We start from the raw sequence: 26,872 nt of genomic DNA on the forward strand, positions 1-26,872 counted from the left end.
TTTCGCTGTCGTGGCGTGGCAGGACAGGTAGAAGGGATGCCGCTACTTTACCCTGAGAGGGCGGTGGTGCGCATCCCGGCAAACGGCTGTTGCATGGCACACGGCCGCCCTTTTGCCTACAATGGGCGGCCGATTTCACCCAATGCGACGGACTGGATTCCATGCTCGATCCCAAACTGCTGCGCAGCGACCTCGAGATGGTCGCACAACGACTGGCCAAGCGTGGCTTCACGCTAGACACTATGCGACTCGAGGCGTTGGAGTCCCGGCGCCGTGAGATCCAGACCGAGACCGAGACCCTGCAAAACGAGCGCAACACCCGCTCCAAGTCGATCGGCCAGGCCAAGGCCCAAGGCGAGGACATCCAGCCGCTGCTGGCCGAGGTCAGCGATCTGGGCGATCGGCTCGATGCGGCCAAGGCTCGGCTTGCCGAGGTGCAGGCGGAATGGGACGAGCTGATCAGCGGCCTGCCCAATCTGCCCCACGAGAGCGTGCCGGAGGGTGAGAGCGAAGAGGAAAACGTCGAACTGCATCGCTGGGGCACACCCAAGACCTACGACTTCACGGTGAGGGATCACGTGGATCTGGGCGGCCTCCTGGGCAACCTCGACTTCGAGCTGGCAACCAAGTTGACCGGCGCCCGTTTCGCGGTGATGCGCGGCCCCATCGCCCGCCTGCATCGCGCCCTGACCCAGTTCATGCTCGACAAGCAGACCCTGGAGCATGGCTACGAGGAGTGCTACGTCCCCTTTATGGTCAACGAGGCGTCGCTGTACGGCACCGGCCAGCTGCCCAAGTTCGGCGAGGATCTCTTCCGGCTGGACGACGAGCGGGGCTATCACCTGATTCCCACCGCGGAAGTGCCGCTGACCAACTTCGCCCGTGACGAGATCCTGCCCCACAAGGCGCTGCCGGTGAAGCTCACCGCCCATACGCCGTGCTTCCGCAGCGAGGCGGGCTCCCATGGCCGCGACACCCGGGGCATGATTCGCCAGCACCAGTTCGACAAGGTCGAGATGGTGCAGATGGTCGAGCCCGAGCAGAGCTATGTGGCGCTGGAAGAGATGCGCGGCCATGCCGAAGCGATCCTGCAGGCACTCGAGCTCCCCTACCGGGTGGTGACCCTATGCACCGGAGACATGGGTTTCGGTGCGGCCAAGACCTATGACCTGGAAGTGTGGTTGCCCAGCCAGGAGACCTATCGCGAGATATCCTCAGTCTCCAACTGCGAGGACTTCCAGGCGCGGCGCATGCAGGCGCGTTTCCGCCACCCCGAGCAGAAGAAGCCGCAGCTGCTGCACACCCTCAACGGTTCCGGCCTGGCGGTGGGGCGCTGCCTGATCGCCGTGATGGAGAACCACCAGAACGCCGACGGCTCGATCACCGTGCCCGAGGCGTTGCGGCCCTTCATGGGCGGCGTCGAGACAATTAACACCTAGAAACCTGTCGCACTTGACGCTGATCTACTGCGAGATCCGAAGTCAAATCCCTCGCGACGATCGGTCAAATCCGACAGGCGCCTAGGCATACGGCCGTATGCTTGGTGCGGCAAATGAAACACCCCACCGATTGGCATCGATGGGGTGTTTTCGTTTGGGCTTATGACTCCGGTTCGATCGTCCAGCTAACGCTGACCCCGGCGTCGATGGTGACGGTGCCGGGGCGATACTCCGCCTGGGGTGCACTTTCACGCATATCGGCACTCATGGCCATCATGCGCGGGGCGAAGATCGGCGACTGGGTCTCGCTCACAGTGATCACCGGCCCCAGCGTCACACCCAGGGTGGAGGCCATCAACTCGGCCTTGTGGCGCGCCTTCTCCAGCGCCATTACCAGCGCTTCATCGGTGGCGGCGTCGCGGTCGGCGAGGTCGTACATCACGCCGTCCAGGGCATTGACCCCGGCTTCGGTCAGTGCATCGAGCAACAGGGGCAGGCGCTCCAGGTCGGCCACCTTCACCTCGAAGGGGCGTTCGAGGCGCGTTCGTACCAGAGTTTCACGCTCGCCTTCACTGGTTCGGGCGCCGGGGAGGTATTCGGGCTGGACGTTCAGCGAACCGGCACTGATCGCATCACGCTCGACACCGGCCTCCTCCAGGGTGCGAATCAGCACGGCGGCGCGCTCCTCGAGTCGGTCACGTGCCTCTCGCAATGCGGCGGGATCAGAGGTGGATTCCTCGTCCCGGGGCACAGCCGGAGTTCGCTCCCATAGTCTGGCATTGAGCGTGGCGCGGTCAGGCACCACTTCCAGTTGGGCCTCGGCCTGGACATCGAGCCGCGAGCGAATGTCATCGGCGTGTACGGCCATGGCGCTGAAAGGAGTCATGGCGACCAGTGCGCCTGCCAACAGGCAGGTTGAGAGAAGTGAACGGGGCATGAAGCCTCCTTGCCGCGGTGCTGTAGGGATGAGCGTGCCAGGGTGATTGATGGGTGACGCTGTTCGATTCGAGATGTGGCGGCGAGTAAGGTTCCGTAACAGCGCAGATTATGTCGAGTGTCCGCGTTCAGCGTGTACCCGCCTGGTGAACGGGCCATTTGTGTCGCCGCCCCACAGGCGCCATGATGACTACACACGCCAGACAGGGACAGGTCATGCTTCGCCGCAACAGTGACTCGAATTACAGCTATCCTCTCACGCTGACGCTGGCCTTGGCTGCACTGGTGATCATCATTGCCGGCATCAGGGCAGGAGCTGACTTGATCGTGCCTTTGCTATTGGCACTGTTCATTGCGGTGATCTGCACCGCTCCGGTGAACTGGTTGCATCGTTGGGGGGTGAGCCTGCGCCTGGCGGTCCTGATCACCCTGCTGGTGATCGGTGGCTTCCTCTCCCTGGTCGGGCTGCTGGTAGTCAATTCCTTCAGCACTTTCATTCAGGCGCTGCCCGGAATCGAGTCGCGGCTCTACGAGCGCTATCTGGATCTTCTCGACAGCATGGCTTCCATGGGTCTGGCCATCGACCCCGACCTGTTGGCGGGGTTGGTGGAAGTCGAGGACGGCAGCGCCTGGCTGCCTACCCTGCTGGGTGGACTGGGAAACCTGTTCGTGCAGAGCGTCCTGATAGCGCTGCTGGTAATCTTTATGCTGTACGAGACGCTCAATTTTCGTGCCAAGGTTTCCCTGGCGCTGGATGATCCGGCGCCTAGCCTGCAGCGTTTCGAGGAGTTCAGCCAGACACTCAAGCGCTACCTGGCGGTCAAGACGGTCATCAGCCTGGTGACCGGTGTGCTGGCCTGGCTGGCCTGCGTGGTAATGGGAGTGGACTTCCCGTTGCTTTGGGGGGTCTTGGCCTTTGCCCTCAACTATATCCCCAACATCGGCTCGGCGCTGGCCGCCTTCCCCCCCGTACTGCTGCTGCTGGTGTCACAGCACGGTGGGGTGGCGGATGCCTTCATGCTGGCGATGGCCTATCTGGTGATCAACTTCACACTCGGCAACCTGGTGGAGCCGCGAATGATGGGACGGGCATTGGGGTTGTCGACTCTTGTTGCCTTCCTGTCGCTGGTGGTGTGGGGCTGGATGCTGGGTGTGGTGGGCATGCTGCTGTCGGTGGTGCTGACCATGACGCTGAAGATTGCCCTGGACAGCCACCCCGAGACGCGCTGGATTGCTTATCTGCTGGGGCCTGGAAAAGAGCCGGTCGTCGCCGCGAAAGGCTTCGGGGAGGAGCCGAGCGTTTCCGAGCGCGACGAGATCACCTAACCGAAGTGATTCGTTTGAAGCCATTTGCTCGAAGCTATCTGACCGACGTTGTCTGAGCCGGACACGATTCGCCCCGGCCAGGCCGGGGCGAAGGGGAACGGGGCTCCGCCTGGAGTCAGGCGTTCTGATCGATGAACTGTGCCAGCTGTGACTTGGATTGGGCACCGACCAGCGAGGCGACCTTGGAGCCCGACTTGAACAGCATCACGGTGGGAACGCCACGAACGCCCTGTTCGGCGGCGATTTCCGGGGCGTCATCGACATTAATGCTGACTACCTTGAGATTGNGTGCCCGGCCCGGATCAGCGTCATGCCCTTCTCGCTGCGGGTGATCAGCAGGGCCTCGAGTTCGAGCTCCACGCACAGCGCCTCGCCCCGGGCAGCCAGCTCGGCGTCGTCGCGGCAGTGACCGACCACACCTTCGAACTCGGCCAGGTTGGGCGTGATCACACTGGCCCCCCGGTACTTGCGGAAATCGCTGCCCTTGGGATCGACCAGTACGCGCTTCCCCGCGCCTTGATCTGGCAGACGCTGCTTACCTGGGTGGTGATTCCTCTGACCTTTCTGTTCACCGAGGCCGAACGAAACATCAATTGGGTACAGGGTCCTTTCGGGATGCAACAGGATATCCTGCCTTTACCCGTCTATTTGGTGTTGTTGATGCTGGTTTGGCCACTGGTGCTGTATTTGCCGGTGCATGGGCTGATGCGTTTTTTCCAGCAACGTGACCAGCGCCGTTGAGGTCCAGGTCAGCTCTCTACCCGATTGCGCCCCTGGTGCTTGGCCGCATACAGGCAGCGATCGGCGCGTTCAATGAGAACGTCGCGAGGCTCTCCTGGGCGGTATTCGGCCAGGCCAATGCTGACGGTGATCTGACCGGGCTCGATGCCAAAGGGGTGTTCGCCGATGCGATGTCGCAGCCGCTCGGCAAGCGGGAGGCTACGGACAAGGGGGGTGGCCGGCAGGACCACGGCGAACTCCTCGCCGCCGAGCCGAGCGATGGTGTCTTCTTCGCGCAGCAGCTTACGGCAAAGCCTGGCGAGCTCGATCAGCACCTGATCACCCTGGAGGTGCCCCCAGGTATCATTGACGCGCTTGAAGTGGTCGAGATCGATGAGCATCAGAGACAGGGGTGAGCCATGCCGGTTGCATCTCGAGATCTCTTCGGCGAGTCGGACCATCAGCTTTCGGCGGTTGGCCAGCCCGGTCAGATCGTCGGTATCCGACAGTCGGCGCAGGCGTGCTTCTTCCACCATCTGCTCAGTGATATCGATCATCAGGCCATACCAGAGTACGCCGCTCTGGGCATCCTCTGGCTGAGCGCGAAGTGCCACCCATCGGGTTCGGCCATGGGCCAGACGAATGCGAAACTTGGTTGCGATGGGAACGCGCCATCGCGCCGAGCGTTCGATAGCAGCCATCAGCTTGGGATAGTCGTCGTCATAGAGACGGTCGAGCATGTGCCGTGCGTCCTGGCCCAGAGCATCACGGTCGATACCGGGCAGGCTGGTACCGTTCCCGGCGAGGTAGGGGAAGTGCATGTGGCCATCTAGGCCACGATGAAACTGGAAGATGACGCCGGGCAGTCGTTCGGTAAAGTCACGAACGTTGCCAGGCAGCTCCAGCCCCAGCCCCCCACCCGACATGGCGTTCTCTTCGGTCATGCGGGCGTCCTGTAGTCCCTGCTGCGTGCAGGTCTGTCATTATTTTGTGTGGGCTCAATACACAAGGAAAACCGAGGCGCTCGAAAGCGCTGGTTTCAAAGGCTGAGCCGTTTTTGAACGCCTAATATACGTTGTAACGATGAGTAAATCATCTGGCTGTTGCTGTAGGAAATTGACGACAGGGGTTGTAAGAGGGCCATTCGCCGTCTGCCTCACCGCGGGGCGTCATAACGACAGGTACGGTCGCGTGAGAATACGATCTGCCATAGCTGCAGGTCCCTGGCACGGAAGGCGCCTGCGCATACAGAGAGATAGTAACGGAACATTCGGTGTGTGCGCTCGCTGTAGCGCTTGGCAAGCTCTGGCCAGTAATGCTCGAGGTTCTTCAGCCAGGCCATCAGGGTCGAGTCATAGTCTGGCCCGAAGTTTTGCCAATCCTCCATCAGCAAGAGTTCTTCGCTGGCATCTGCCACCTGGCAGGCAGAGGGCAGGACGCCATTGGGAAAGATATAGCGATCGATCCAGGGGTCGACGGTGATATGCGAGCTGTTCGAGCCGATGGTATGGAGCAGGAAGAGTCCTTCATCCGCCAGCACCCTCCCGACGGTCTCGAAATAGGCACGATAGTTACGATGCCCCACGTGCTCGAACATGCCGATTGAAACGATGCGGTCGTACCTGCCCTGGAGATCGCGATAATCCGCGAGATGAACCTCCACGGGCAGGCCTGCGCAGCGTAGCTGGGCCAGGTCGGCTTGTTCCCGGGATATGGTGATCCCGGTGACGGAAACGCCATAGTTCATGGCTGCATGCCTGGCGAAGCTCCCCCATCCGCAGCCGATATCAAGCACCCGCATGCCGGGCTGCAGTTCGAGCTTGTGACAGGCCAGCTCCAGCTTGGCCAACTGCGCTTCGTGCAGGGAATCGGCTTCCTTCCAGTAGCCGCAGGAGTAACACATGGTGGGATCGAGCATGCGCTCGAAGAGATCATTGCCCAGATCATAGTGGGCTTCTCCGACCATATAGGCGCGTGCCTTGCTCTGAAGGTTCAGCAGGCCAGCCTGAAGGCGATACATCAGCCGGTCGGAGGGGGGGCGGGCACGTTCCCCGAGGCCATGAAGCAACAGGCGCTGGGCCAGCTCGTCGAGGCGTTCACACTCCCACCAGCCATCCATGTAGGACTCGCCAAGACCCAGTGAGCCTTGGCGGAGTATTCGGGAGCAAAAGTCAGGGTGGTATATCCTTGGGTCCCAGGGAGCATCGCCATTCAATGTGATGCCGGAGTCTTCCAGCAGTGATTCGAGCACTCGCCGGGCCCGGCTATGGGGCAGGGTGATGGGGCCGATTCGAGGGTCGCTGGTCATATTATCCTCCCGGGCCTTCAGGCAAGACCGCAGGCCTTTATCCTGTCTCTTTTCCTCCTTGGACTTGAGCATAGTCCAGGCGTTGGGGAACGGTTAGTCATAGGGCTGATATACTCCCTGCATTCAACCAAGACGCCGACTGGAGCCCCTATTGTGTCTAGTGACTCGCCGCTGATCATCGCCCTGGATCAACCCTCGCTTGATGCAGCCTTGTGCCTGGCCGACCGACTCGATCCAACACGTTGTCGGGTCAAGGTGGGCAAGGAGTTGTTTACCCGTAGTGGCCCGGATGTGGTCGAGGCGCTGCATGGACGAGGCTTTCAGGTCTTTCTGGATCTCAAGTTCCACGACATTCCCAATACCGTGGCTGGCGCCGTGCAGGCGGCTGCCGAGCAGGGAGTCTGGATGGTCAATGTCCATGCCGGGGGCGGGCGACGTATGATGGAGGCCGCCCGAGAGCGGCTCGAGCGCCATGGTTTGACCACACATCTGATTGCGGTGACGGTCTTGACCAGCATGGAAACAACGGACCTTCAGGAGGTAGGCGTCACTCAGGCGCCTGGCGAACAGGTCGAGAGGCTGGCGCGGCTGGCCATGGATAGCGGGATGGACGGGGTCGTCTGCTCGGCTCAGGAGTCGGCTCGTCTGCGCGAATTGTGTGGAGACCGCTTTCTCAAGGTGACTCCCGGTATTCGCCCGAGCTTCGCTGCAGCGGATGATCAGCGGCGAATCATGACACCACGCGAGGCCATGGCCGCAGGCAGTACGCATCTTGTCATTGGTCGGCCAGTAACCCGGGCCAAGGATCCCATGGCGGCCCTGGAGGCCATTGAGCAAGAGCTGGTTGCCTGATCCCTGCAGGGTGGCGAGTTACTCTCCCTCGATGCCTGTAATGGGGCGAGTAGTGCCCCAACTGCGACAGCGGGGACATTGCCAATGTAGTGGCTCGCCGTCGAAACCACAGCGTCCACAGCGGTGTCGCGGTCGTGCCTGGAGCAGGGTGTGGGTGTGTTGCTTGAGCAGCTGGATACGGCTATCGGGCGTATCCCGCTCCTGTTGCTGGTGCTGGTAGAGATCGAGCAGGTAGTCGAGCGCTCCCAGGCTTGGCGAGTGATTGAGCAGTTCGCTGACCAGATCGATGGCGGCCTGGTTGCCGAGTCGCCTTCGCTGCGTCTCGGCAAGCATGATGATCAGACTGGTAAAGTGGGCGCGGTCCAGCAGGCCTTCCAGGCGGGTGACAAGCCCATCCTCATCACCCAGCAGTTGATAGGCGTGGCGCAAGGGTTCCAGCACCGTGGGAATGAAGTCCAGGTCCTGGTCGGGTATGCGCATCAACAGGCGAATGGCATCCCGGTAGTGGCCGGTGTCCTGCGCCATGGCTGCCAGCAGCAGGTTGGCGCGAACGCACTTCGCATCGACGGAGAGGGCCAGTCGCAAATGCTTTCTGGCCAGTCCCGGGCTGGCGGAGCGGCGCTCCTGTTCAGCCAGTTCGCAAAGCCAGTGGGCAGCGGCACGGCGGAGGTCGTCATGCTGGCGGGTCAGTGTTGGGTGGGCCACGTCGAAGGCGGCCTGCCACTCGCCTTCGCGATCGAAAAGGTCGGCCAGCAGGCGCTTGGCGGCGTGGCGAACATCGTCGTGGCTGGATTCTCGAATCAGCTGCTGAAGCAATCGCTCGGCTCGGTCGAGGAGGCCGAGGTTGAAAAAGTCACGCGAGAGCTCGAGCTGGACCTGATCGCTCTGTGCGGACGTGAGTGTCGGCCTGGCCAGCAGGTTCTGGTGAATCTTGACGGCGCGATCGGCTTCACCCCGGGTGCGGAAGAGGTTGCCCAGGGTGATATGGGTATCGATCGTTTCGCTGTTGACTTCGAGTGCGCCGACAAAAGTCTCGATGGCGCGATCCGGCTCCTCGTTGAGCAGATAGTTCAGGCCAACGAAGTAATCCCGAGACAGTGACGCCGGCGTGTCATCGTCGCGGTAGCCGCGCCTTTCACGCCGGCCAAGCCACCAGCCTATGGCAACGGCTGCCACCAACAGGGCCAGCAGCAGGACATCGGGCATTTAGGGCAGTTCCTTGAGCTCCTGCACACGCAGCCGGTCGAGCTCCTTGCGCTGTTGCCGATTTTGTCGCTGGGCACGGGATAGCGCCGTACGCAGTCTCAGCCATACGCCGGTCATGGCCAGCATGCCTAGTATTACGCCACAGACCAGGGCAGCCAGCAGCCAGACCGATAGCGACACGGCCGGCAGTTCCATCCAGATAAGATTGAGCGGCACGGTCTGTTGGTTGTTCACGGCGAACAGAATGCCAACCAGTAGCACCGCCAGCAGAATGAGGGCCAGGATAAGGCCTTTTAGCCAACGCATGTGGGTATCCCTTGTGATGAATTCGGTTAGTAGCCGAGGGCGCGGCTGGCATTGACCTGCTCGCGAAGCTCCTTGCCCGGTTTAAAGTGTGGCACGAACTTGCCCTCGAGCGCGACTGGCTCGCCAGTCTTGGGGTTGCGGCCGACTCGTGGCTCGCGATAGTGCAGCGAAAAGCTGCCGAACCCACGAATTTCCACGCGCCCGCCCTCTGCCAGGGTGTCGGTGATGTCATCGAGGATCAGGCGAACCGCAGATTCGACTTCCTTGATCGAAAGCTCCGGTTGATGCATTGCAATCTGCTCGATCAATTCGGATTTGGTCATCGGTGATCTCCAAGCAGTTCCCGGATCCGGTTGGACCTGGGTGGCTTTATTCTTCTTTGATCAGCATACTGTGCAAACCGAGATAAAACAACGCACTACGACCATGGTCAAGGAGTGTGTCGAAACCGTCTCGCTAGGCTGTCCCGTTTTGATGGCTCCGGTATACTGACAATCCACTTACCTGCACAGTCGAGGCCGACGTTGAGCGACACGACGAATCCGGATGACCAAGTGACAACCCCTGAAGCGGCGGCCCTGCGCAAGCAGCTCTACTGGCACTCCCGTCGCGGCATGTGGGAGCTGGACCTGCTGTTGATTCCCTTTCTCGAGCACTGTTTCGATCACCTGGACGCAGAGGACCAGAAGGCCTACCGGCTGCTGATCGAAGGCGAGGATCAGGATCTGTTCGCCTGGCTGATGCGGCGCGAGCAGCCGGAAGATCCCGCCTTTCATCGAATTGTGCGGCTGATTCAGGAACATGCCGAGAACGCCGATAACGATCCGCGTCGTCCCGTCTAGGCTAGCGCGGTGGGTTCATGCGCTATTGGCACTGATGCTGATGGCTATGCTGGTGGGTTTTGGTAATGCCTGGCTGGCGGGGCTGGGCCTTGCCTGGATGTTGCTGGTGGCATGGCGGCTTGAGCATGGTCGTGTCTGCGGTCGGCTGAATATCGTGCCTGAGGGAAAAAGCGGCTGTCGTTGGAACTGGTGGCCCGAGGCGGGCGTCGAGCGTCATGATGTCGCACTGCGCTGCCGCTATCTAGGTCCCTGGCTGATAGCGCTCGAAATCGATGGGCGCAGTCTCTGGTTATGGCCGGACAGCAGTTCCCCGGAAGCGCTTCGCCAACTGCGCCGCTGGCTGGTTCTCTCTGCTTGACCGCTTCCAGTACTGCTTGCTTCTTAGCGGTCTTTTCCCGCCTGCTCCAGATCGCTGAGATGCAGGCGGGAAGGCCGTGGGTGCCGGGCTGGTTGTGGACAGTCGGGATTGAAGTGCAGGCCGCGAGACTCGCGGCGGTTTCTGGCAGCGTTCACGCTCATTCTGGCCAGCCTCAGCGCATGCCACAGGCTGGCAAGAGGCGCGCTCGGTACTGACTCGGCCACCATTTTTCCCACCTCGGCACTCAATTCGCCAAGCTCGTGCGCCGCGGCCTCAAGGCCCTGGTCCCGTCGCACGATGGCAACGCGATGGGTCATGATATCGCGCATGGTCAAACGCCATCGACGAACCTGCTCGAGATCGACGGTCTGCCGGCCCGGTTGCCACTCCGCCAGCGGCGCCTCTAGCGGTGGTGGAGTTTCAGCCAGGCATGCCGCGCAGCTGCGAGCGAATACCAGGCACTCCAGCAGTGAATTGCTGGCCATGCGATTGGCGCCATGCAACCCGGTGCATGCTGCTTCACCGATGGCGTAGAGGTGCGGGACGGTAGAGGCACCATCCAGGTTGGTGGCGATCCCGCCACAGCTATAGTGAGCGGCAGGCACCACCGGTATCGGCTGTTGAGGAATATCCAGGCCGCGACCAAGGCAATGCGAGTGTATGGTGGGAAAATGGTGGCGTATTGCGTGTTCCCCCAGGTGGCGTATGTCTAGCCAGACATGGGGGGAGCCGGTGCGCTGCATTTCGGCGTCGATGGCGCGGGCGACGATATCCCGGGGGGCCAGCTCCGCGCGGGGGTCGAGCGCAGGCATGAAGCGTTCACCTTGCGCATTCAGCAGGTGACCGCCTTCTCCTCTCACCGCCTCGCTGATCAGGAAAGGGCTGCCTTCCGGATCGTAGAGACAGGTGGGGTGGAACTGCTGGAACTCCAGGTTCATCAATTCGGCGCCAAGTTCGGCGGCCATCAGCATGCCTTCGCCACTGGCGGGGTTGGGGCTGGTGGTATGCCGATAGAGGCCGCTGGCGCCTCCCGTTGCCAGAATGGTGTCGGCCGCCAGCAGTTCGGTGGCCTCGCCATGGCTAGCCAGACAGCGCGCGCCGCGGCACTGACCACGGCTATCGGCCAGCAGTCCGATGGCGGTGAGGTCGTCTCGTATCGTGATGTCGGGGTGGGCCAGCGTGTTTGCCATCAAGGTGTCGAGTACCGCGCGCCCGGTGGCATCCTCGGCATGGATGATGCGTCGCGCCCCATGTCCCCCTTCCCTTGTAAGGTGATAAGGATAGAGAGAGGCGGGATCCGGGTCGCGGGTAAAGGGCACGCCAAGGGAAAGCAGCCACTCGATAGCACTTGGTCCCTGTTCGACGGTGAAGCGCACGGCGCCTTCGTCGCACAGGCCGGCGCCTGCCACCAGGGTGTCGGCAATATGAGCGCTGAAGTCATCCTGGGGAGAAAGCACGGCGGCAATGCCGCCTTGTGCCCAGCGGCTGGCGCTCTGATCGTCGCTTGCGGGACGAACCAGGGTGACGCGACGGCTGCCGGCCGCGTGCAAGGCCAGGGTAAGGCCGGCAACGCCACCGCCGACAATCAGTACGTCATGTTCGCTACGGGGCATGCGGGGTCTCGCTGGAACCTGTTGCATCAGCCGAATCGGCTCGTTAACGTCCGATGATACCGGTAGAGGAACGGGATAGCGAAGAGTCTGGTGCCCGGAGCCGGGCTCGAACCGGCACGGTGTTGCCACCGAGAGATTTTAAGTCTCTTGCGTCTACCAATTTCGCCATCCGGGCGGCACGGGGTTCGAGCAGACAACTGAAGGGAATAATGGAGGCTGGAGTCGGAATCGAACCGGCGTACACGGAGTTGCAGTCCGCTGCATAACCACTCTGCCATCCAGCCTCAATGAGTCGTATGGAGCGGGAAAGGAGATCGATCGGACCGGCGCACCGGCTCACGACCCTCGATACCGCTTCTCTTGGGAACCTTGTTCCAAGGCATTACCCGAAGAGATTGGAGCGGGAAAGGAGATTCGAACTCCCGACCCTCGCCTTGGCAAGGCGATGCTCTACCACTGAGCTATTCCCGCTTATCGGTATTGCCTGGATACATCAGACTGTATGGCGTCCCATAGGGGGTTCGCCCCGGCTCTCGGGCCGAGCCTTGGCACATTCGAATTTGGAAAAAGAAACTGGAGCGGGAAAGGAGATTCGAACTCCCGACCCTCGCCTTGGCAAGGCGATGCTCTACCACTGAGCTATTCCCGCTCGACTCGAGAGCGAATTATACGGATAAGGTCGTTTCTGTCAATCACTTGTTGGCCTTGCCTGCTACATGGATCGGCTCAGGTGGGGCCAGGCGGAACGCAGGTAAAGCACCATGGACCAGAGGGTCAGGATGGCGGCGACGTAGAGCGTGGCAATGCCGAGAAGGGCGAGCTGGGTGCCCGGCGGAAAAGCCAACAGCAGCAGAAGGGCGACCATCTGCAGGGTGGTCTTGACCTTGCCCAGCCAGGAGACAGCGACGCTGCCGCGCTTACCCATTTCGGCCATCCACTCCCGCAGCGCCGAGATCACGATCTCGCGACCGATGATCACCAGTGCCGGCAGCGTCAACCACATGCTGTCGAAGCGTTCGATCAGCAGGGCGAGGGCAACGGCGACCATCAGCTTGTCAGCCACCGGGTCGAGGAAGGCACCGAAGGGAGTGGCCTGGTCCCAGCGGCGTGCCAGATAGCCATCAAGCCAGTCCGTTACCGCGGCCAGGGCAAAAAGGCCGGCGCCAACCGGCATGCTCCAGGAGAAGGGTAGATAGAAGAACACCACCAGCAGCGGGATGAAGGCGATTCTAGCCAGCGTCAGGATGTTGGGGATGTTCATTGACAGGGGGATCCTTGCCTGAGGTCAGGGTTACCGAGAAGGCCACCATTCTATCCGCAGTGGGTCCTTTCATCCATGCAGCGATCGATGAATCGTGTCTGCGAGGGAGGCGCTGATCCCGGGGACCCTGGCCAGCTCCTCCCGGCTGGCCTGCTTTACGCCCTGCAAGCCGCCAAAGAACCGCAGCAGTTCCCGTCGGCGCTTGGGGCCGATGCCTTCGATATCTTCCAGTGTGGAGCTGCGTCTTGTCTTGTCGCGCCGGCTGCGATGCCCTGTTATGGCAAACCGATGGGCTTCATCACGGACATTTTGAATAAGGTGCAGGGCCGGTGAGGTTCCGTCCAGGTCGAGGGTGCGATCGACAGTTTCCACGAACAGGGTTTCCAGGCCGGCACGGCGAGTGTGGCCCTTGGCTACCCCCAGCAGCAGGATATGCTCGAGTCCCAGCTCGGACAGCACCTCGCGGGCCTGATTCAGCTGGCCCTTGCCGCCATCCACCAGCAGGATATCCGGCGTCACACCCTCTCCCTCGGCGAGTCTGCGAAAGCGGCGGCTCAGGGCCTGGCGCATGGCGGCATAGTCGTCACCGGCTGCTACGCCGTCGATATTGAAACGCCGGTAGTCCGATTTGCGTGGCCCATTCTGGTCGAATACCACGCAGGAGGCCACGGTGGCCTCGCCATGGCTGTGGCTGATGTCGAAGCACTCCAGCCGCTGCGGCACCTGGGACAGCGCCAGGGCATCACGCAGCGCATCGAAGCGGTGGGTCAGCTGGGCCTGGCTGGCCAATTGGCCAGCCAATTGCTGCTCGGCGTTGGTGCGAGCGAGTTCGAGCCATTGCTGGCGATGGCCGCGTACGCTGTGTGTCAGGCGAACTCGGCGCTCGGCGCGAGCCGAAAGGCCACTTTCCAGGATATCGGCATCGGCAAGCGCCAGGCTGGTGATCACCTCCCGGGGGATTTCCCTGCCCTGGCCGAGATAGTACTGGCTGACGAATTCGGCCAGCAGGTCGGATGTCGCCAGGCCCAGGCTGTTGCCGGGCTTGTGGTGGCGGGCACCCAGCAGGCGCCCCTGACGCACCGCCAGCACGGAGATGCACAGCGAGTCCTCGCGTTCCGCCAAGGCGAAGACGTCGGCGTCGCCGCCCCCGGTGTCGACGAACTGGCGCTGCTGGAGCTGGCGTAGATGCTGTACCTGGTCGCGCAGGCGGGCGGCGTCCTCGAAGGCCAGCTCCCGGCTGGCAGCCTCCATGGCCTCGCTCAGCTCGCCGGTGACTTGTTCACTGCGACCTTCCAGGCACATCACGGCGTGCTCCAGGTCGCGTCGATAGTCTGCCTCGCTGATATAGCCGACACAGGGGGCGCTGCAGCGTTGGATCTGATACTGCAGGCAGGGTCGGGTGCGGTGCGCGAAGACGCTGTCCTCGCAGTTGCGAATGCGAAAGATCTTCTGCATCAGCGACAGGCTTTCGCGTACCGCGCCGCTGCTGGGGTAGGGTCCGAGATAGCGGCCGTCCTCGTGGCGCCGCCTGGCCCGCTTGTACTCAAGCGCCGGGTAGGGGTGGCGGTCGGTGACGAAGACGAAGGGATAGGACTTGTCGTCGCGAAGCAGGATGTTGTAGGGCGGACGCAGCTCCTTGATCAGGGTCTGCTCAAGCAGTAGCGCCTCGATCTCGCTGCGGGTCACGGTGACCTGAACGTCCGCGATACGACCGACCATGGCCTGTGTCTTGGCGTTGAGGGTGCCACGAAAGTAACTCGACAAGCGGGCCTTCAGCCGCTTGGCCTTGCCGACGTAGAGGGTTTCGCCTTGCTCGTCGAGCATGCGATAGATGCCCGGTGCCTGGGTCAGGTGGGCGAGAAACTGTCGAGAGTCGAAAGTCATCTTGGCACTGGCTGGAGCGTGAGTCCCAAGCTTACCAGATCGTTCGAATCAGTTGACGGTATCGAACCCATCGACCAGACCATGTTTCAGGCCCAGGTGGGTGAGTTCGACGTCGGTCTGCACGCCCAGCTTTTCAAAGATTCGGTAGCGATAGGTGTTGACGGTTTTCGGGCTGAGGAAGAGCCGATCCGATATTTCCGAGACTCGTTGGCAGTTGACGATCATCATCGCCACCTGCAGCTCGCGCTGAGAGAGCTGATCGAAGGGGTTCTCTTCCGAGTCGAAGCGTGACAACACCAGGCGTTGAGCGATGTCCGGGCTGATATAGCGGTGGCCGGCAAATACGCTGCGGATGGCATCGACCATATCCGGTACCTGGGTATCCTTGCTGATAAAGCCCCCGGCTCCTGCCTCGAGCAGACGCTGGGCGAAGTTGTCTTCCATGAAGCCGGTCAGGGCCAGGACGCGGATATCAGCGCTGTTACGCATGATCTTGCGCGTCGCTTCGAGTCCGCCAATTCCCGGCATGCGCAGATCCATCAGCACCACGTCCGGGTCGAGCTTGCGGCTCAGCGTGATAGCCTCCTCGCCGCTGGCAGCTTCTCCGACAACGTCGATGTCCTCCTCCTCATCCAGCAGGCGAGCGAGACTGGTACGAACCAGATGGTGGTCATCGACAATGAGAACCTTGATCAAGGCTGACGTTCCTCGTCATTGCTGTTGATCACGGAAGCGCCCGTGAAGAGAGCCGTCCGTGAAGAGAGCGTATGGTCATTAAACCACCAAGCTTGCCACACTCGTTGGCCAAGGGAAATTGACTTGGCGCCGGTACTAAACGTTACCGTCAACGAGGCGCGAAAACTGACGAGCAAGGTTGACGGGGAAAACAGTGGTCGGTATCATTCGCCTCGTTCTTGCGAGAGTACACGTGGGGCCTTAGCTCAGCTGGGAGAGCGCAACACTGGCAGTGTTGAGGTCAGCGGTTCGATCCCGCTAGGCTCCACCATCGAATACTTGAAATGCCGCCTGGCGCTCTGCGCCAGGCGGCATTTTTCGTATGCACTTGTCATATCCCAGATATTTCCCACACTCTATACGGACTCACTGGAAAAATTGGAGGTCCGTGTGAGCGATACCGATCTGGGGCTCATGGATGCCAGCCAGCTACGAAGTCTCTTCGAATCGCATGACGCTTCCNGTTCGGTGGTCGAGATGTACCAGGATCCCAACTGTGGCTGTTGTACCGACTGGGCCGATCACCTCCGAGAGGAGGGCTTCGAGGTTCGCCAGCACAAGACCCGCGATATGCGCTCGGTAAAGATGGAACACGGTGTCACCCCGGAACTCTCCTCCTGTCATACGGCGCTGATCGATGGCTATGTCATCGAGGGCCATGTTCCGGCAGCCGACATCAAGCGACTGCTCGAGCAGTGCCGCCGATGGATCCCGTGGCTGACGCTGCATGATATCCGGCTCGGCCTTCTCGAAGGCCAGGGCCAGGCCCAGGGTCACCGCCACCACCATGTTGACCCACAACGCCTGCAGCGGCGTCACCGGCAGCATGGTTCCCCCGAGCACGGCGAGCATGATCGCCAGGCCCTGGCCGCCGTTGGTGGGCAGGATAAAGGTGATGGTCTTGCGAATGTTGTCGTAGACCTTCCGTCCCTCTTCGATGGCATTGACGATGGTGGCGAAGTTGTCATCGGCCAGCACCATCTCGGCGGCCTCCTTGGCGGCCTCTGTGCCCTGGATGCCCATGGCAACGCCGACGTCGGCACGCTTGAGGGCAGGGCCATCGTTGACCCCGTCGCCGGTCATGGCGCAGATGCCGCCCTGGGCCTGCATCGCCTTGACCAGGCGCAGCTTGTGCTCCGGCGCGGCGCGGGCGAAGACATCCACTTTCAGAATCTTCTTTTCGAGCTCCTCGTCGCTCATGGATTCCAGCTCGCGCCCGCTCACCGCCTCCTCGGTCTGGGCGAAGCCAAGCTGGTCGGCGATGGCACGGGCAGTCACGGCATGGTCACCTGTCACCATGACCGGGCGAATGCCGGCTTGCAGGCACTGCTTGACCGCCTCGATCGCTGCTTCCCGTGGGGGGTCCAGCAGCCCCACCAGGCCAAGCAGCACCAGGCCCTCTTCCGCGTGTTCGTCGCTGAGTTCGCCGGAGATGCCTTCGCCATCCTTTTCTGCCAGTGCCAGTACCCGAAGCCCCCGGGACGAGAGGGCATGGATACGGTCCTCCCACTCCTGGTGGTCGAGGTCGTTATCGCCATCGTCACCGCGCACCTTGTGGCACATTTCCAGCAGCCGGTCCGGTGCGCCCTTGACCAGCAGACGACTGCCATCCAGGTCGTTGAGGGTGGCCATGTACTTGCGTTCGGACTCGAAGGGAATGGCATCCTTGCGGGGGTGTTCCTCACGAAGCTCGTGGGTATCGACATCGCCCTTGGCGGCAGCCACGACGAGGGCTCCCTCGGTGGGGTCGCCGTGGATCGTCCAGCGCTCCTCTTCCTTGGCCAGCTCGGCGTCATTGCACAACACGCCGACCTTGAGGAAGTGAGCCAGGGCGGGGTAATCGTCCAGTGAGATCGTCTCACCCTCCTCGTCACTCTCCTTGTCCCTCGGGGCGAGTTGCAGCTCGCCCTCCGGCTTGAAGCCGATGCCGGAAAGACGAAACTCGCCTTCGGGCAGCCAGATGGCCTGTGCCGTCATCTCGTTGCGGGTGAGGGTGCCGGTCTTGTCGGAGAAGATGGTGGAGATCGAGCCCAGGGTCTCCACTGCAGGCAGCCGGCGAATGATGGCGTTGCGCTTGGCCATGGCCTGCACCCCCAGCGCGAGGGTGATGGTCACGATGGCGGGTAGCCCTTCGGGGATGGCGGCAACCGCGAGGCCTACCGCGGCCATGAACATGGCGCTGATGGCCTGGTCATGAATGATCACGCCGAACGTTGCGGTCAGAGCGGCGGCACCCAGGATGAAGATGGCCAGCACCCGCCCGGCCCGGTCCAGCTGGCGCAGCAAGGGGGTCTTGAGCTGCTCCACATCGCGCAGCATCTCCGAGATACGACCGATTTCGGTTCGGGTCCCGGTTTCCACCACGAGACCCACCGCCGTACCCTGGGCCACGATGGTGCTGGCGTAGGCCATGGCGCTTCGCTCGGCGAGGTCGGCGTTTTCCTCTACCGGTTCGGTCTGCTTGTCGACCGGCGTGGACTCCCCGGTCAGCGCCGCCTCTTCGGTACGCAGGCGCTTTGCTTCGATGAGACGCAGATCCGCCGGTATCCGGTCGCCGCTCTCCACCATCACGATGTCGCCGGGCACCAGCTCCTCGGCATCTATCGTCTGCCGCTTTCCCCCACGCAGCACGTTCGCCTGGGGCGAGAGCATGTCGCGTATACTCTCCAGCGCCTGTTCGGCCTTGCCTTCCTGGATGAAGCCGATCGCCTCCATTTGGCCGCTCTGTTCTTCGCCGAGTAGTTCACCGGCGCCGCGGATTTCCATGTCGTGGCTGGCCAGGGTGAAGCCGGCCCCAAGGTCCTCTGCTCCGGCGATTGCCTCAAGGCGCTTGGCCGCATCACGGGTCATGGTGCGCGGTGGGGGAGCGAGCAGGTAGGCATAGGCCTGGTGGTGGCTGCGCCCGACCCGGCCGCGCAACTGATGGAGCTGGGCTAGGCCGAAACGGTCGGCGCGCTCGATGACGATGGTATTGGCACTGGGCACGTCGATGCCGGTCTCGATAATGGTGGAACAGACCAGCACGTTGAAACGTTTGTGGTAGAAGTCGGACATCACTCGCTCGAGTGCGCGTTCCGGCAATTGTCCATGGGCCACTGCCACCCGCGCTTCTGGCACCAGTTCGCGCACCTTCTCGGCGGCGATCTCGATGGTCTTTACCTCGTTGTGCAGGAAGTAGACCTGGCCGCCACGCAGTATCTCGCGCAGGATCGCCTCCTTGATCACTGACTCGTCGCGCTGCTGGACAAAAGTCTTCACCGACAGACGGCGAGCGGGAGGGGTGGCGATGATGGAGAGATCGCGGATCCCGCTCATGGCCATGTTCAGGGTGCGCGGGATGGGCGTGGCGGTCAGCGTAAGGATGTCCACTTCTGCACGCAGGTTCTTGAGCCGCTCCTTCTGTGAAACGCCGAAGCGGTGCTCCTCGTCGATGATAATAAGTCCCATGTTAGGCAGTTTCATCGACTTAGACAGCAGCTTGTGAGTGCCGATGACGATATCGGCCTTGCCGGACTCGATGCGCTGAAGCGACTCGGCCTGGCCCTTGCCGGCGGTGAAGCGCGAGATCAGCTCGATCTGCACGGCGGTGTCGGCGAAGCGGTCACGGAAGTTCTCATAGTGCTGGCGGGCGAGCAGGGTGGTGGGCACCAGCACCACCACCTGGCGGCCTGACTGTACGGCGAGGAAGGCGGCGCGCATGGCGACCTCCGTCTTGCCGAAGCCGACGTCGCCGCAGACCACCCGATCCATGGGGCGAGGGGCCGTCATGTCGCCGATGACCGCGGCGATGGCGGCACGCTGGTCCGGGGTCTCCTCGAAGGGGAAGCTCGCGGCGAAGCGGCTGTACTCGTCATCCGGTGGGGTGCAGGCAAACCCTTCGCGCGCCTCGCGGCGGGCATAGACATCGAGCAGCTCGGCTGCCGTGTCGCGTATCTTCTCGGCGGCACGGCGGCGTGCCTTGTCCCAGTGGTCGGAGCCGAGCCGATGCAGCGGAGCCAGTTCGTCGTCGGCGCCAGCGTAGCGGGAGATCAGATGCAGGCTGTCCACGGGCACATACAGCCTGGCGCCTTCGGCGTATTCCAGCGCGACGAACTCGGCTGCCTGGCCGCCGGCTTCCAGGGTCTCCAGGCCGCGGTAGCGTCCGACACCGTGGGTCTGGTGGACGACGGGGGCGCCGGGGCGCAGCTCGGAGAGGTGACGAACGGCCAGCTCGTTGGCATCGGTCGCCTTTTCCCGGCGGCGGCTCTGGCGCACCACGTCACCGAGGAGCTCGGTCTCGCTGATCACGGCAAGGTCGGGGCGCTCCAGCCACAGGCCGGCGTCGATCTCGCCTTCGGTGATCGCCAGGCGGCTATCACCGTCAAGAAAGCTATGAAAATCGGCCGCATGCGGAAGCTGGAGGTGCAGCGGGGCCAGCGTCTCTTCCAGGGCTTCGCGACGGCCCCGGGATTCGGCGACGAACAGCGTCCTGGTGTCGGGGTTCTGGGCCAGGAACGCCTCAAGGGCGGCTAGCGGCTGCTTCGCCCTTGCGTTGATGGGTACCGATGGAGGCGCCTTGGCCGCGGGCAGCAGGGCGTGGCGGTGGTCAGGGTCGTCGGTAATCTCGACCCGGGGGTGCTGCTTGATGGCCGCAAACGCCTCAGCAACCGGCACGAAGGCGCGATGAGGTGGTAGCAGGGGGCGTGTGGGGTCCACCCCGAGATTCTCGTAGCGGCTCTCTATGGCCGCCCAGTGATGTTCTGCAGCATCAAACACTCCCGGCAGCAGCGCTACACGGGTTCCCTCCGCCAGGTGTTCGAACAGGGTTGCGGTATTTTCGAAAAAAAGCGGCAGGTACTGCTCCAGCCCGGGGGAGGGTATGCCCTTGAGTGCATCCACATACAGCGGGCACTGGCGTGGATCCACGTCGAACAGGGTCTCGAAGCCTTCGCGGAAACAGGCAATGGCTGAGCGTGCCAGCGAGTATTCGTGCGCCGGCAGGAGTTCCACGCCATCGACCTTTTCCCGGCTGCGCTGGGTGTCCGGGTCGAAGTGTCTCAGCGTATCGATCTCGTCATCGAACAGGTCGATGCGCAGCGGAGACTCGCTGCCCATGGGAAAGAGGTCGATCAGGGCGCCGCGCAGGGCGTACTCGCCGGGTTCGTATACGGTCTCGACCGCCCGGTAACCGGCCCGGGACAGGCTTTCGCGAAAGCCCTCCCGGTCGAGGCGCATGCCCACTTCCAGCGTCAGTACTCGGCCGGCGATGTACTCGACCGGCGGGAGGCGCTGCATCAGGGTGTTGATTGCCACCAGGACGATGCCGTGCGTGCCGTCCTGCAGCCGGCGCAGGGTGCGCAGCCTTGCCGAGACGATGTCCTGATGGGGTGAAAAGCTGTCGTAGGGCAGGGTCTCCCAGTCGGGAAAGGGCAGTACCGGCGTGGTGGAGAAGAAGCGCAGGTCGTTCTCGAGGCGCTGGGCGCCGGCGGTATCGGCGGTTACCACCAGCAGGGGGGCGTCCTCGGCAAGGTGAGCCAGGGCCAGGGCGGTGCCGCTGCCGGGAGGGGTGTGCCAGAAGAGGGTGTCTCGGAGACACCTGGGGCGTGGCGGATCGAGCAGTGAGAAATGGGACATGGTGTCGTCAGGCACTATCGTTAGGCTCTCTGGTCGGGCCGATGGAACGGGCTGGGTGCGAGTATCGAGACCGCGCGGGCCTTGAAATCGACACAGGGGATCATACCAGCCCGAGGATTGCCTTGTAGTCACCCCGCCATTTCTGTAATCCCCCTACAGCGCCTGCGACCATCCTGCGATTGCTCCGCCCGATGGCTGACGTGATAATGCGTATGAATTCCAGATCATCAGAGAGGCTTCACGTGAGTCAGCAACCCCTCGACACCGTTTTTCAGGATTGGCACGACAACCAGGCCCTCGCCGAGCAGATGATTCCGCTGATCGGCAGCCTATACCGTCACAACAATGTGGTCACCACCCTCTATGGACGGTCGCTGTTCAACCGCTCGGTGATTCGCATCCTGAAGGACCACCGCTTCGTCAGGAAGGTCGAGGGGACGGAGCTTTCCGTTCAGGATACGTTCCCGCTGGTCCAGGCCATGACCGAACTAAACCTGGGACCCGCCCATGTGGACGTGGGCAAGCTGGGCGTGGCCTTCAAGCAGCGCGGCGGGGGTGATGCCAAGGCCTTCCTGCGTGAGGAGCTCAGCGAGATCGTCGATCGGCGCGATGCCAATGGCAACAACGGTGAGTCGAAGGATGTCGTGCTCTACGGCTTTGGTCGCATTGGCCGGATCCTTGCGCGCGTGCTGGTCGAGAAAGCCGGCGGAGGCAACCTGCTGCGTCTGCGCGCCATCGTCGTGCGCGGCCGTGGCGATATCGCCAAGGATCTCGAGAAGCGGGCAAGCCTGCTGCGTCGCGACTCCGTCCACGGTCCCTTTGACGGCACCATCAGCGTCGACGTCGAGGCCCGCACCATCACCGCCAATGGCAACGTCATCCAGGTGATCTACGCCGACTCTCCGGCCGATGTCGACTACACCGTCTACGGCATCAGCAATGCCGTGGTGGTGGACAATACGGGTATCTGGCGCGATGAGGCTGGCCTGGGCCAGCACCTCCAGTGCAAAGGAGTAGCCAAGGCACTTCTCACCGCGCCGGGCAAGGGCGATATCAAGAACATCGTCTTCGGCATCAACGATGGTGACATCAACGACGAGGATACGATCTTGTCGGCAGCGTCATGCACCACCAATGCCATCGTGCCGGTGCTCAAGGTGCTCAACGACGAATATGGCATTGAACATGGCCATGTCGAGACGGTGCATGCCTACACCAACGACCAGAACCTGATCGACAACTATCACAAGGGCGACCGGCGCGGGCGCAGTGCGCCGCTCAACATGGTGTTGACCGAAACCGGCGCCGCCAAGGCCGTGGCCAAGGCGCTTCCCGAGCTCGGCGGCAAGTTGACCGGCAACGCCATCCGTGTTCCTACGCCCAATGTCTCCATGGCGATCCTCAACCTGACCCTGGAGAAGGAAACCGATGCGGAGGCTCTCAACGACTACCTGCGTCGCATGTCCATCGACTCTGCCTACCAGAAGCAGATCGACTACGTGGATTCACCGGAGGTAGTGTCATCCGATTTCGTCGGTAACCGTCATGCCGGGATCGTGGATGCCAAGGCCACCATCGCCAACGGCCGCCACGCGGTGCTTTACGTGTGGTACGACAATGAGTTCGGCTACAGCTGCCAGGTGGTGCGCATCCTGCAGCACATTTCCAACGTGCATTTTCTCAAGTTGCCTCGCGCCCGGGGCTGAGCGCCGAAGCCGAGTCGTCCCCCTTTCCCGACCCCTGCGGTCGGGAATGCCATGACGCAGGTCATCTTTGCCTCATCTGCGCCGGCACCCCTTCATGTGCCGGTGCAGGCTTCCCAGGCCGCGCGGCGGCTCGGTATGAGGCACTTTCAACGTCTTCTTTACCCTGGGTTCGTTCCGCCCTGCGTGTGTTCTTTGGCGGTTTGCGACCATAGGTCGTGTGGCCTTTGAGCACGCTTGTCTTTATAATACCGTGGATTTTTCGGGGTGGTCCGAAGCTCCTTCGGGCCTGACTGGTAACGTACTGACGCTAATAAGAATTCGAATCCATTCGAACCCCTTTCCTTCGTATATCCGATCCATCAACTGGGCGAGACTATGATCGAAGTCAAGAAAGGCCTGGATCTCCCCATCATGGGGGCGCCCGAGCCGCGCATCGAAGATGCGCGGCCGGTGCGCCACGTGGCACTCCTGGGTACCGACTATGTTGGCATGAAGCCGACCATGGAGGTCCGGGAAGGGGACAAGGTGAAGCTGGGCCAACTGCTCTTCACCGACAAGAAAAACGAGGGTGTGCGCTTCACGGCACCGGCTGCCGGCGAAGTCATCGCCATCAATCGCGGAGAGAAGCGCAGGCTGCTCTCGGTGGTCATCAAGGTCGACGAGACCGAAGAGGCGGTGTCATTCACTGCCCATGGTCGCGATAAGCTCGAGAGCCTGGATCGCCAGGCCGTGGTCGACCAGCTGGTCGAGTCGGGGATGTGGACCGCGTTGCGGACACGCCCCTATTCGCGCAGCCCGGCCCTCGACGGCATTCCGGCCGATATCTTCGTCACCGCAATCGATACCCACCCGCTCTGTCCGGATCCTGCCGGGATCATCAACGAGCAGCCTGAAGCCTTCGAGGACGGCCTCAAGGTGCTTGCGCGCTTGACCGAGGGCAAGGTCTATCTCTGCACCGCCCCGGATGCGCAAATCCCCGGGGGCAACGTCGCTGGCGTTCAGGTCGAGACCTTCTCCGGCCCCCATCCCGCGGGGCTTGTCGGCACGCATATCCACTTCCTGTCGCCGGTCGCCCTGCACAAGCGGGTATGGCACATCGGCTATCAGGATGTGATCGCCTTCGGCAAGCTGTTCGCTGAGGGCAGGCTCGACATGAGCCGTGTCGTTGCGGTAGGCGGTCCCCGGGCCGAGAACCCACGACTGCTGCGGACCCGTATCGGGGCCAGCACCGAGGAACTGCTGACCGGTGAAGTCATCGAACCCGATGAGACGCGCGTGATCTCCGGCTCGGTCTTTTCAGGCTTTGCCTGTGAAGGGTCGCTGCGTTACCTGGGTCGCTTCCACAACCAGTTCACCATGCTGGAAGAGGGCAACAAGCGCCAGTTCATGGGGTGGCTGTCTCCAGGGTTCAATCGCCACTCGGTCATGGGTATCTATCTGTCGAAGTTCACGGGGTTGCGCAACTACGCCCCCACGACGTCGACCAACGGCTCCGAGCGTGCCATGGTGCCGGTTGGGGTCTACGAGGGGCTCATGCCGCTGGATATCCTGCCGACCCAGCTGTTGCGTTCCCTGATCGTCGGCGACATCGAGGTGGCCATGCAGCTCGGGTGCCTGGAGCTGGATGAAGAGGACCTGGCGCTGTGCACCTATGCGTGCCCAGGCAAGTATGAATACGGTCCCATCCTGCGTGACAACCTCACCATGATCGAGAAAGAGGCCTGATGATGGGTATCCGACAGACACTCGACAATCTCGAACCGCATTTCCACAAGGGTGGCAAGTACGAGAAGATGTATCCGCTGTACGAAGCGGTCGACACCATCTTCTATGCGCCCCCGAGCGTGGCCAAGACCACGGCCCACGTGCGTGACGGTATCGATCTCAAGCGCATCATGATCACGGTCTGGGCCTGTACCTTCCCGGCCATGTTCTTCGGCATGTGGAATGCCGGCTGGCAGTCCAACATGGCGATTGCCGAAGGCTACGCCTCCATGGCGGGCTGGCGCGAGGCGATCATGATGACGCTGACCGCCGGCCACGACCCGGGCAGCTTCTGGTCGAATATCGTGCTGGGTGCGACCTACTTCCTGCCGATCTATCTCGTGACCTTCGTGGTTGGCGGGTTCTGGGAAGTGCTCTTCGCCGTCAAGCGTGGCCACGAGGTCAACGAAGGCTTCTTCGTCTCCTCGGTGCTCTACGCATTGATCCTGCCGGTTGATATCCCGCTGTGGCAGGTCGCCCTGGGCATCACCTTCGGTATCGTGATCGGCAAGGAAATCTTCGGCGGCACCGGAAAGAACTTCCTCAACCCGGCGCTGACCGGCCGTGCTTTCCTCTACTTCGCGTACCCGGCCCAGATCTCCGGCGATGCGGTGTGGGTGGCGGCCGATGGTTACACAGGTGCAACGGCCCTCTCCCTGGCCTTCCAGGAGGGCATGGCTGCACTGACCACTGAGTTCACCTGGTGGGACGCCTTCCTGGGCTTCATCCCGGGGTCGATCGGTGAGACATCCACGCTGGCCATCTTCATCGGCGCGGCCATCCTGCTGTGGACCAAGATCGCTTCGTGGCGAATCATGCTCGGGGTCTTCCTCGGCATGGTGGCGACCAGTGCGTTGTTCAATCTGATCGGCTCCGACACCAACCCGATGTTCGCCATGCCCTGGTATTGGCACCTGGTGGTCGGCGGCTTCGCCTTCGGCATGGTCTTCATGGCCACTGATCCGGTATCCGCCTCCATGACCAACCAGGGAAGGCTGATCTTCGGTGCGCTGATCGGGGTAATGACCGTACTGATCCGTGTGGTCAACCCGGCCTTCCCCGAGGGCATCATGTTGGCGATCCTGTTTGCCAACCTGTTCGCGCCGTTGATCGATCACTTCTTTGTTCAGGCCAACATCAAGCGCCGCTTGCAGCGCACCGGTGTACCGGCCGAGGAGACTGCCTGATGGCACAGAGCAATAACTCCATCAAGAAGATCCTGACGGTGGCGTTCGCACTCTGCATCGTGTGTTCGGTCATCGTCTCCACCGCTGCCGTGGCGCTGCGTCCCATGCAGCAGCTCAATGAGGAACTCGACCGCAAGACTAATATCCTGCGCGTTGCCAACCTCTATGAACGCGGCATTGACGTGGAGGCTGCCTTCGCCGAAATCACGCCCCGCGTGGTGGATATGCGTACCGGTGAATATACCGATCAGTTTGATCCGGAGACCTTCGACCACTTCCAGGCGGCCCGTGATCCGGCCACCGGTCGTACTCTCTCCGGGGATCGCGACATTGCCGGCCTGTCCCGGGTCGAGAACTACGCCACCGTCTACCTGGTCGGCGACCCCGATGATCCCGAGCAGATCATCGTACCGATTCGAGGTCAGGGCCTGTGGGGGCTGATGCGCGGCTACATGTCCATTGAGGGCGACGGCAACACTATTGTCGGCATCACCTACTACGAGCACAGCGAGACCCCGGGGCTGGGTGCCGAGGTCAACAACCCGCGCTGGCAGGCTCAGTGGCAGGGCAAGGAGATCTACGCTGACGAACAGAGTGTCCAGCCTGCCATTCGCGTAGCCCGCGGTGCAGGAACCGGAGAGCATCAGGTTGATGGTCTCTCCGGCGCCACGCTGACGGCCAATGGCGTCACCAACATGCTGCAGTTCTGGCTGAGCCCGGAAGGTTTTGGTGAGTACCTGGCGAAATTCCGTGCAGGAATCGACCAGGAAGAGGCTCAGGAAGCCGACGTCGAACTCGAAGCGGAAGGAGCCTGAT

Annotated in this window: 20 protein-coding genes, 5 tRNA genes and 5 pseudogenes; 12 read left to right on the plus strand and 18 right to left on the minus strand. The window is 62.2% G+C overall.

What is annotated here, in order from left to right; genetic code table 11:
* Positions 1-161: 161 nt before the first annotated feature.
* Entirely contained in the window at positions 162-1,439 is a 1,278-nt protein-coding gene (serS, locus tag LOKO_RS04475; RefSeq protein WP_066445619.1) for a serine--tRNA ligase, read from the plus strand.
* A 160-nt stretch (positions 1,440-1,599) separates the two neighbouring features.
* Here serS and LOKO_RS04480 read toward each other — a convergent pair whose 3' ends face one another.
* Complete coding sequence (locus tag LOKO_RS04480; protein WP_066445621.1) at positions 1,600-2,376, minus strand: SIMPL domain-containing protein; 777 nt, start codon at positions 2,374-2,376, stop codon at positions 1,600-1,602.
* 215 nt (positions 2,377-2,591) lie between these two features.
* On the opposite strand from LOKO_RS04480, the gene LOKO_RS04485 reads away from it, so the two are divergent.
* The gene (locus tag LOKO_RS04485) at positions 2,592-3,701 is read left to right on the plus strand and encodes an AI-2E family transporter (RefSeq protein ID WP_066445624.1); all 1,110 of its coding nucleotides are present in this window, start codon (positions 2,592-2,594) and stop codon (positions 3,699-3,701) included.
* A gap of 115 nt (positions 3,702-3,816) precedes the next feature.
* Here the strand turns inward: LOKO_RS04485 and LOKO_RS04490 are convergent.
* Together LOKO_RS04490 and LOKO_RS20040 are read right to left on the minus strand one after the other, a co-directional pair.
* Positions 3,817-3,996: pseudogene (locus tag LOKO_RS04490) on the minus strand (thioredoxin family protein); the annotation flags it as partial.
* A pseudogene (locus LOKO_RS20040) lies at positions 3,990-4,214 on the minus strand (bifunctional heptose 7-phosphate kinase/heptose 1-phosphate adenyltransferase); the annotation flags it as partial. The pseudogenes LOKO_RS04490 and LOKO_RS20040, both read right to left, overlap by 7 nt.
* A 102-nt stretch (positions 4,215-4,316) precedes the next feature.
* On the opposite strand from LOKO_RS20040, the gene LOKO_RS20380 reads away from it, so the two are divergent.
* Positions 4,317-4,442: a hypothetical protein gene (locus LOKO_RS20380; protein ID WP_256379990.1), complete on the plus strand. Its 126-nt coding sequence runs from the start codon at positions 4,317-4,319 to the stop codon at positions 4,440-4,442.
* A gap of 8 nt (positions 4,443-4,450) precedes the next feature.
* Here the strand turns inward: LOKO_RS20380 and LOKO_RS04500 are convergent, their stop codons facing one another.
* Positions 4,451-5,365: a GGDEF domain-containing protein gene (locus tag LOKO_RS04500; RefSeq protein WP_083517424.1), complete on the minus strand. Its 915-nt coding sequence runs from the start codon at positions 5,363-5,365 to the stop codon at positions 4,451-4,453.
* 212 nt (positions 5,366-5,577) lie between these two features.
* Positions 5,578-6,729 (minus strand): cyclopropane fatty acyl phospholipid synthase, encoded by a 1,152-nt coding sequence (gene cfa, locus LOKO_RS04505; RefSeq protein ID WP_066445633.1) that lies wholly within the window; start codon positions 6,727-6,729, stop codon positions 5,578-5,580.
* A gap of 153 nt (positions 6,730-6,882) precedes the next feature.
* Here cfa and pyrF point away from each other — a divergent pair, with 153 nt between their 5' ends.
* Positions 6,883-7,581, plus strand: coding sequence for an orotidine-5'-phosphate decarboxylase (gene pyrF, locus LOKO_RS04510; RefSeq protein WP_066445636.1), 699 nt, complete (start codon positions 6,883-6,885; stop codon positions 7,579-7,581).
* 18 nt (positions 7,582-7,599) lie between these two features.
* Here pyrF and lapB read toward each other — a convergent pair whose 3' ends face one another.
* The 3 genes from lapB to LOKO_RS04525 are packed head-to-tail and all read right to left on the minus strand — an operon-like array spanning position 7,600 to position 9,416.
* Positions 7,600-8,787 (minus strand): lipopolysaccharide assembly protein LapB, encoded by a 1,188-nt coding sequence (gene lapB, locus LOKO_RS04515; protein WP_066445640.1) that lies wholly within the window; start codon positions 8,785-8,787, stop codon positions 7,600-7,602.
* On the minus strand, positions 8,788-9,093 hold the full coding sequence (locus LOKO_RS04520; protein WP_066445646.1) for a lipopolysaccharide assembly protein LapA domain-containing protein: 306 nt from the start codon (positions 9,091-9,093) through the stop codon (positions 8,788-8,790).
* Between the two features lie 26 nt (positions 9,094-9,119).
* Positions 9,120-9,416 carry an integration host factor subunit beta gene (locus LOKO_RS04525; protein WP_043514416.1) on the minus strand — a complete coding sequence of 99 codons (297 nt, stop codon included), beginning with the start codon at positions 9,414-9,416 and terminating at the stop codon, positions 9,120-9,122.
* A 231-nt stretch (positions 9,417-9,647) separates the two neighbouring features.
* On the opposite strand from LOKO_RS04525, the gene LOKO_RS04530 reads away from it, so the two are divergent.
* Together LOKO_RS04530 and LOKO_RS04535 are read left to right on the plus strand one after the other, a co-directional pair.
* Positions 9,648-9,935 carry an FAD assembly factor SdhE gene (locus LOKO_RS04530; RefSeq protein ID WP_066445648.1) on the plus strand — a complete coding sequence of 96 codons (288 nt, stop codon included), beginning with the start codon at positions 9,648-9,650 and terminating at the stop codon, positions 9,933-9,935.
* Positions 9,936-9,975: 40 nt separating this feature from the next.
* Positions 9,976-10,293: a hypothetical protein gene (locus LOKO_RS04535; RefSeq protein ID WP_158509924.1), complete on the plus strand. Its 318-nt coding sequence runs from the start codon at positions 9,976-9,978 to the stop codon at positions 10,291-10,293.
* A gap of 23 nt (positions 10,294-10,316) precedes the next feature.
* Here LOKO_RS04535 and nadB read toward each other — a convergent pair whose 3' ends face one another.
* The 8 genes from nadB to uvrY all read right to left on the minus strand — a co-directional run bounded on the left by nadB (position 10,317) and on the right by uvrY (position 15,747).
* Positions 10,317-11,906: an L-aspartate oxidase gene (gene nadB, locus LOKO_RS04540; RefSeq protein WP_066445652.1), complete on the minus strand. Its 1,590-nt coding sequence runs from the start codon at positions 11,904-11,906 to the stop codon at positions 10,317-10,319.
* A gap of 88 nt (positions 11,907-11,994) precedes the next feature.
* Positions 11,995-12,081 (minus strand) — tRNA-Leu (locus LOKO_RS04545).
* Between the two features lie 35 nt (positions 12,082-12,116).
* Positions 12,117-12,190 (minus strand) — tRNA-Cys (locus tag LOKO_RS04550).
* A gap of 112 nt (positions 12,191-12,302) precedes the next feature.
* Positions 12,303-12,377, minus strand: a tRNA-Gly gene (locus LOKO_RS04555).
* Positions 12,378-12,480: 103 nt separating this feature from the next.
* A tRNA-Gly gene (locus LOKO_RS04560) sits at positions 12,481-12,555 on the minus strand.
* Between the two features lie 63 nt (positions 12,556-12,618).
* Positions 12,619-13,167 carry a CDP-diacylglycerol--glycerol-3-phosphate 3-phosphatidyltransferase gene (pgsA, locus tag LOKO_RS04565; RefSeq protein WP_066445655.1) on the minus strand — a complete coding sequence of 183 codons (549 nt, stop codon included), beginning with the start codon at positions 13,165-13,167 and terminating at the stop codon, positions 12,619-12,621.
* Positions 13,168-13,236: 69 nt separating this feature from the next.
* Positions 13,237-15,051 carry an excinuclease ABC subunit UvrC gene (gene uvrC, locus LOKO_RS04570; protein ID WP_066445657.1) on the minus strand — a complete coding sequence of 605 codons (1,815 nt, stop codon included), beginning with the start codon at positions 15,049-15,051 and terminating at the stop codon, positions 13,237-13,239.
* 48 nt (positions 15,052-15,099) lie between these two features.
* Positions 15,100-15,747, minus strand: a complete 648-nt coding sequence (uvrY, locus tag LOKO_RS04575) for a UvrY/SirA/GacA family response regulator transcription factor (RefSeq protein ID WP_066445660.1) — start codon at positions 15,745-15,747, stop codon at positions 15,100-15,102.
* A gap of 234 nt (positions 15,748-15,981) precedes the next feature.
* On the opposite strand from uvrY, the gene LOKO_RS04580 reads away from it, so the two are divergent.
* Both LOKO_RS04580 and LOKO_RS20045 read left to right on the plus strand, forming a co-directional pair.
* Positions 15,982-16,057: transfer RNA gene (locus LOKO_RS04580), tRNA-Ala, on the plus strand.
* A 314-nt stretch (positions 16,058-16,371) separates the two neighbouring features.
* Positions 16,372-16,443, plus strand: a pseudogene (locus tag LOKO_RS20045) (DUF411 domain-containing protein); the annotation flags it as partial.
* A gap of 87 nt (positions 16,444-16,530) precedes the next feature.
* On the opposite strand, the pseudogene LOKO_RS20705 reads toward LOKO_RS20045, so the two are convergent.
* Positions 16,531-17,763, minus strand: a pseudogene (locus tag LOKO_RS20705) (HAD-IC family P-type ATPase); the annotation flags it as partial.
* A gap of 33 nt (positions 17,764-17,796) precedes the next feature.
* Positions 17,797-21,399 (minus strand): annotated as a pseudogene (gene mfd, locus LOKO_RS19775) (transcription-repair coupling factor); the annotation flags it as partial.
* 242 nt (positions 21,400-21,641) lie between these two features.
* On the opposite strand from mfd, the gene LOKO_RS04590 reads away from it, so the two are divergent.
* The 4 genes from LOKO_RS04590 (at position 21,642) to LOKO_RS04605 (ending at position 26,871) form a co-directional block, all read left to right on the plus strand.
* Positions 21,642-23,105, plus strand: coding sequence for a glyceraldehyde-3-phosphate dehydrogenase (locus LOKO_RS04590; protein WP_066445663.1), 1,464 nt, complete (start codon positions 21,642-21,644; stop codon positions 23,103-23,105).
* Positions 23,106-23,480: 375 nt separating this feature from the next.
* On the plus strand, positions 23,481-24,830 hold the full coding sequence (locus LOKO_RS04595; RefSeq protein ID WP_066445666.1) for a Na(+)-translocating NADH-quinone reductase subunit A: 1,350 nt from the start codon (positions 23,481-23,483) through the stop codon (positions 24,828-24,830).
* Positions 24,830-26,056 (plus strand): NADH:ubiquinone reductase (Na(+)-transporting) subunit B, encoded by a 1,227-nt coding sequence (locus LOKO_RS04600; RefSeq protein WP_066445669.1) that lies wholly within the window; start codon positions 24,830-24,832, stop codon positions 26,054-26,056. The genes LOKO_RS04595 and LOKO_RS04600 overlap by 1 nt, the downstream gene beginning before the upstream one ends.
* Entirely contained in the window at positions 26,056-26,871 is an 816-nt protein-coding gene (locus LOKO_RS04605; RefSeq protein WP_066445674.1) for a Na(+)-translocating NADH-quinone reductase subunit C, read from the plus strand. Before LOKO_RS04600 ends, LOKO_RS04605 begins: the two co-directional genes overlap by 1 nt.
* The last annotated feature ends 1 nt before the right edge of the window (position 26,872 follow it).

Source organism: Halomonas chromatireducens, from assembly GCF_001545155.1.
Taxonomy (GTDB): domain Bacteria; phylum Pseudomonadota; class Gammaproteobacteria; order Pseudomonadales; family Halomonadaceae; genus Halomonas; species Halomonas chromatireducens.

Coding starts and splice junctions, on each gene's coding strand:
- uvrC (WP_066445657.1), bottom strand. CDS start 15,051: ATGACTTTCGACTCTCGACAGTTTCTCGCCCACCTGACCCAGGCACCG.
- nadB (WP_066445652.1), bottom strand. CDS start 11,906: ATGCCCCGTAGCGAACATGACGTACTGATTGTCGGCGGTGGCGTTGCC.
- LOKO_RS04525 (WP_043514416.1), bottom strand. CDS start 9,416: ATGACCAAATCCGAATTGATCGAGCAGATTGCAATGCATCAACCGGAG.
- pgsA (WP_066445655.1), bottom strand. CDS start 13,167: ATGAACATCCCCAACATCCTGACGCTGGCTAGAATCGCCTTCATCCCG.
- cfa (WP_066445633.1), bottom strand. CDS start 6,729: ATGACCAGCGACCCTCGAATCGGCCCCATCACCCTGCCCCATAGCCGG.
- LOKO_RS04500 (WP_083517424.1), bottom strand. CDS start 5,365: ATGACCGAAGAGAACGCCATGTCGGGTGGGGGGCTGGGGCTGGAGCTG.
- lapB (WP_066445640.1), bottom strand. CDS start 8,787: ATGCCCGATGTCCTGCTGCTGGCCCTGTTGGTGGCAGCCGTTGCCATA.
- serS (WP_066445619.1), top strand. CDS start 162: ATGCTCGATCCCAAACTGCTGCGCAGCGACCTCGAGATGGTCGCACAA.
- LOKO_RS04485 (WP_066445624.1), top strand. CDS start 2,592: ATGCTTCGCCGCAACAGTGACTCGAATTACAGCTATCCTCTCACGCTG.
- LOKO_RS04600 (WP_066445669.1), top strand. CDS start 24,830: ATGATGGGTATCCGACAGACACTCGACAATCTCGAACCGCATTTCCAC.
- LOKO_RS04605 (WP_066445674.1), top strand. CDS start 26,056: ATGGCACAGAGCAATAACTCCATCAAGAAGATCCTGACGGTGGCGTTC.
- LOKO_RS20380 (WP_256379990.1), top strand. CDS start 4,317: ATGCAACAGGATATCCTGCCTTTACCCGTCTATTTGGTGTTGTTGATG.
- LOKO_RS04480 (WP_066445621.1), bottom strand. CDS start 2,376: ATGCCCCGTTCACTTCTCTCAACCTGCCTGTTGGCAGGCGCACTGGTC.
- LOKO_RS04520 (WP_066445646.1), bottom strand. CDS start 9,093: ATGCGTTGGCTAAAAGGCCTTATCCTGGCCCTCATTCTGCTGGCGGTG.
- LOKO_RS04535 (WP_158509924.1), top strand. CDS start 9,976: ATGGCTATGCTGGTGGGTTTTGGTAATGCCTGGCTGGCGGGGCTGGGC.
- LOKO_RS04595 (WP_066445666.1), top strand. CDS start 23,481: ATGATCGAAGTCAAGAAAGGCCTGGATCTCCCCATCATGGGGGCGCCC.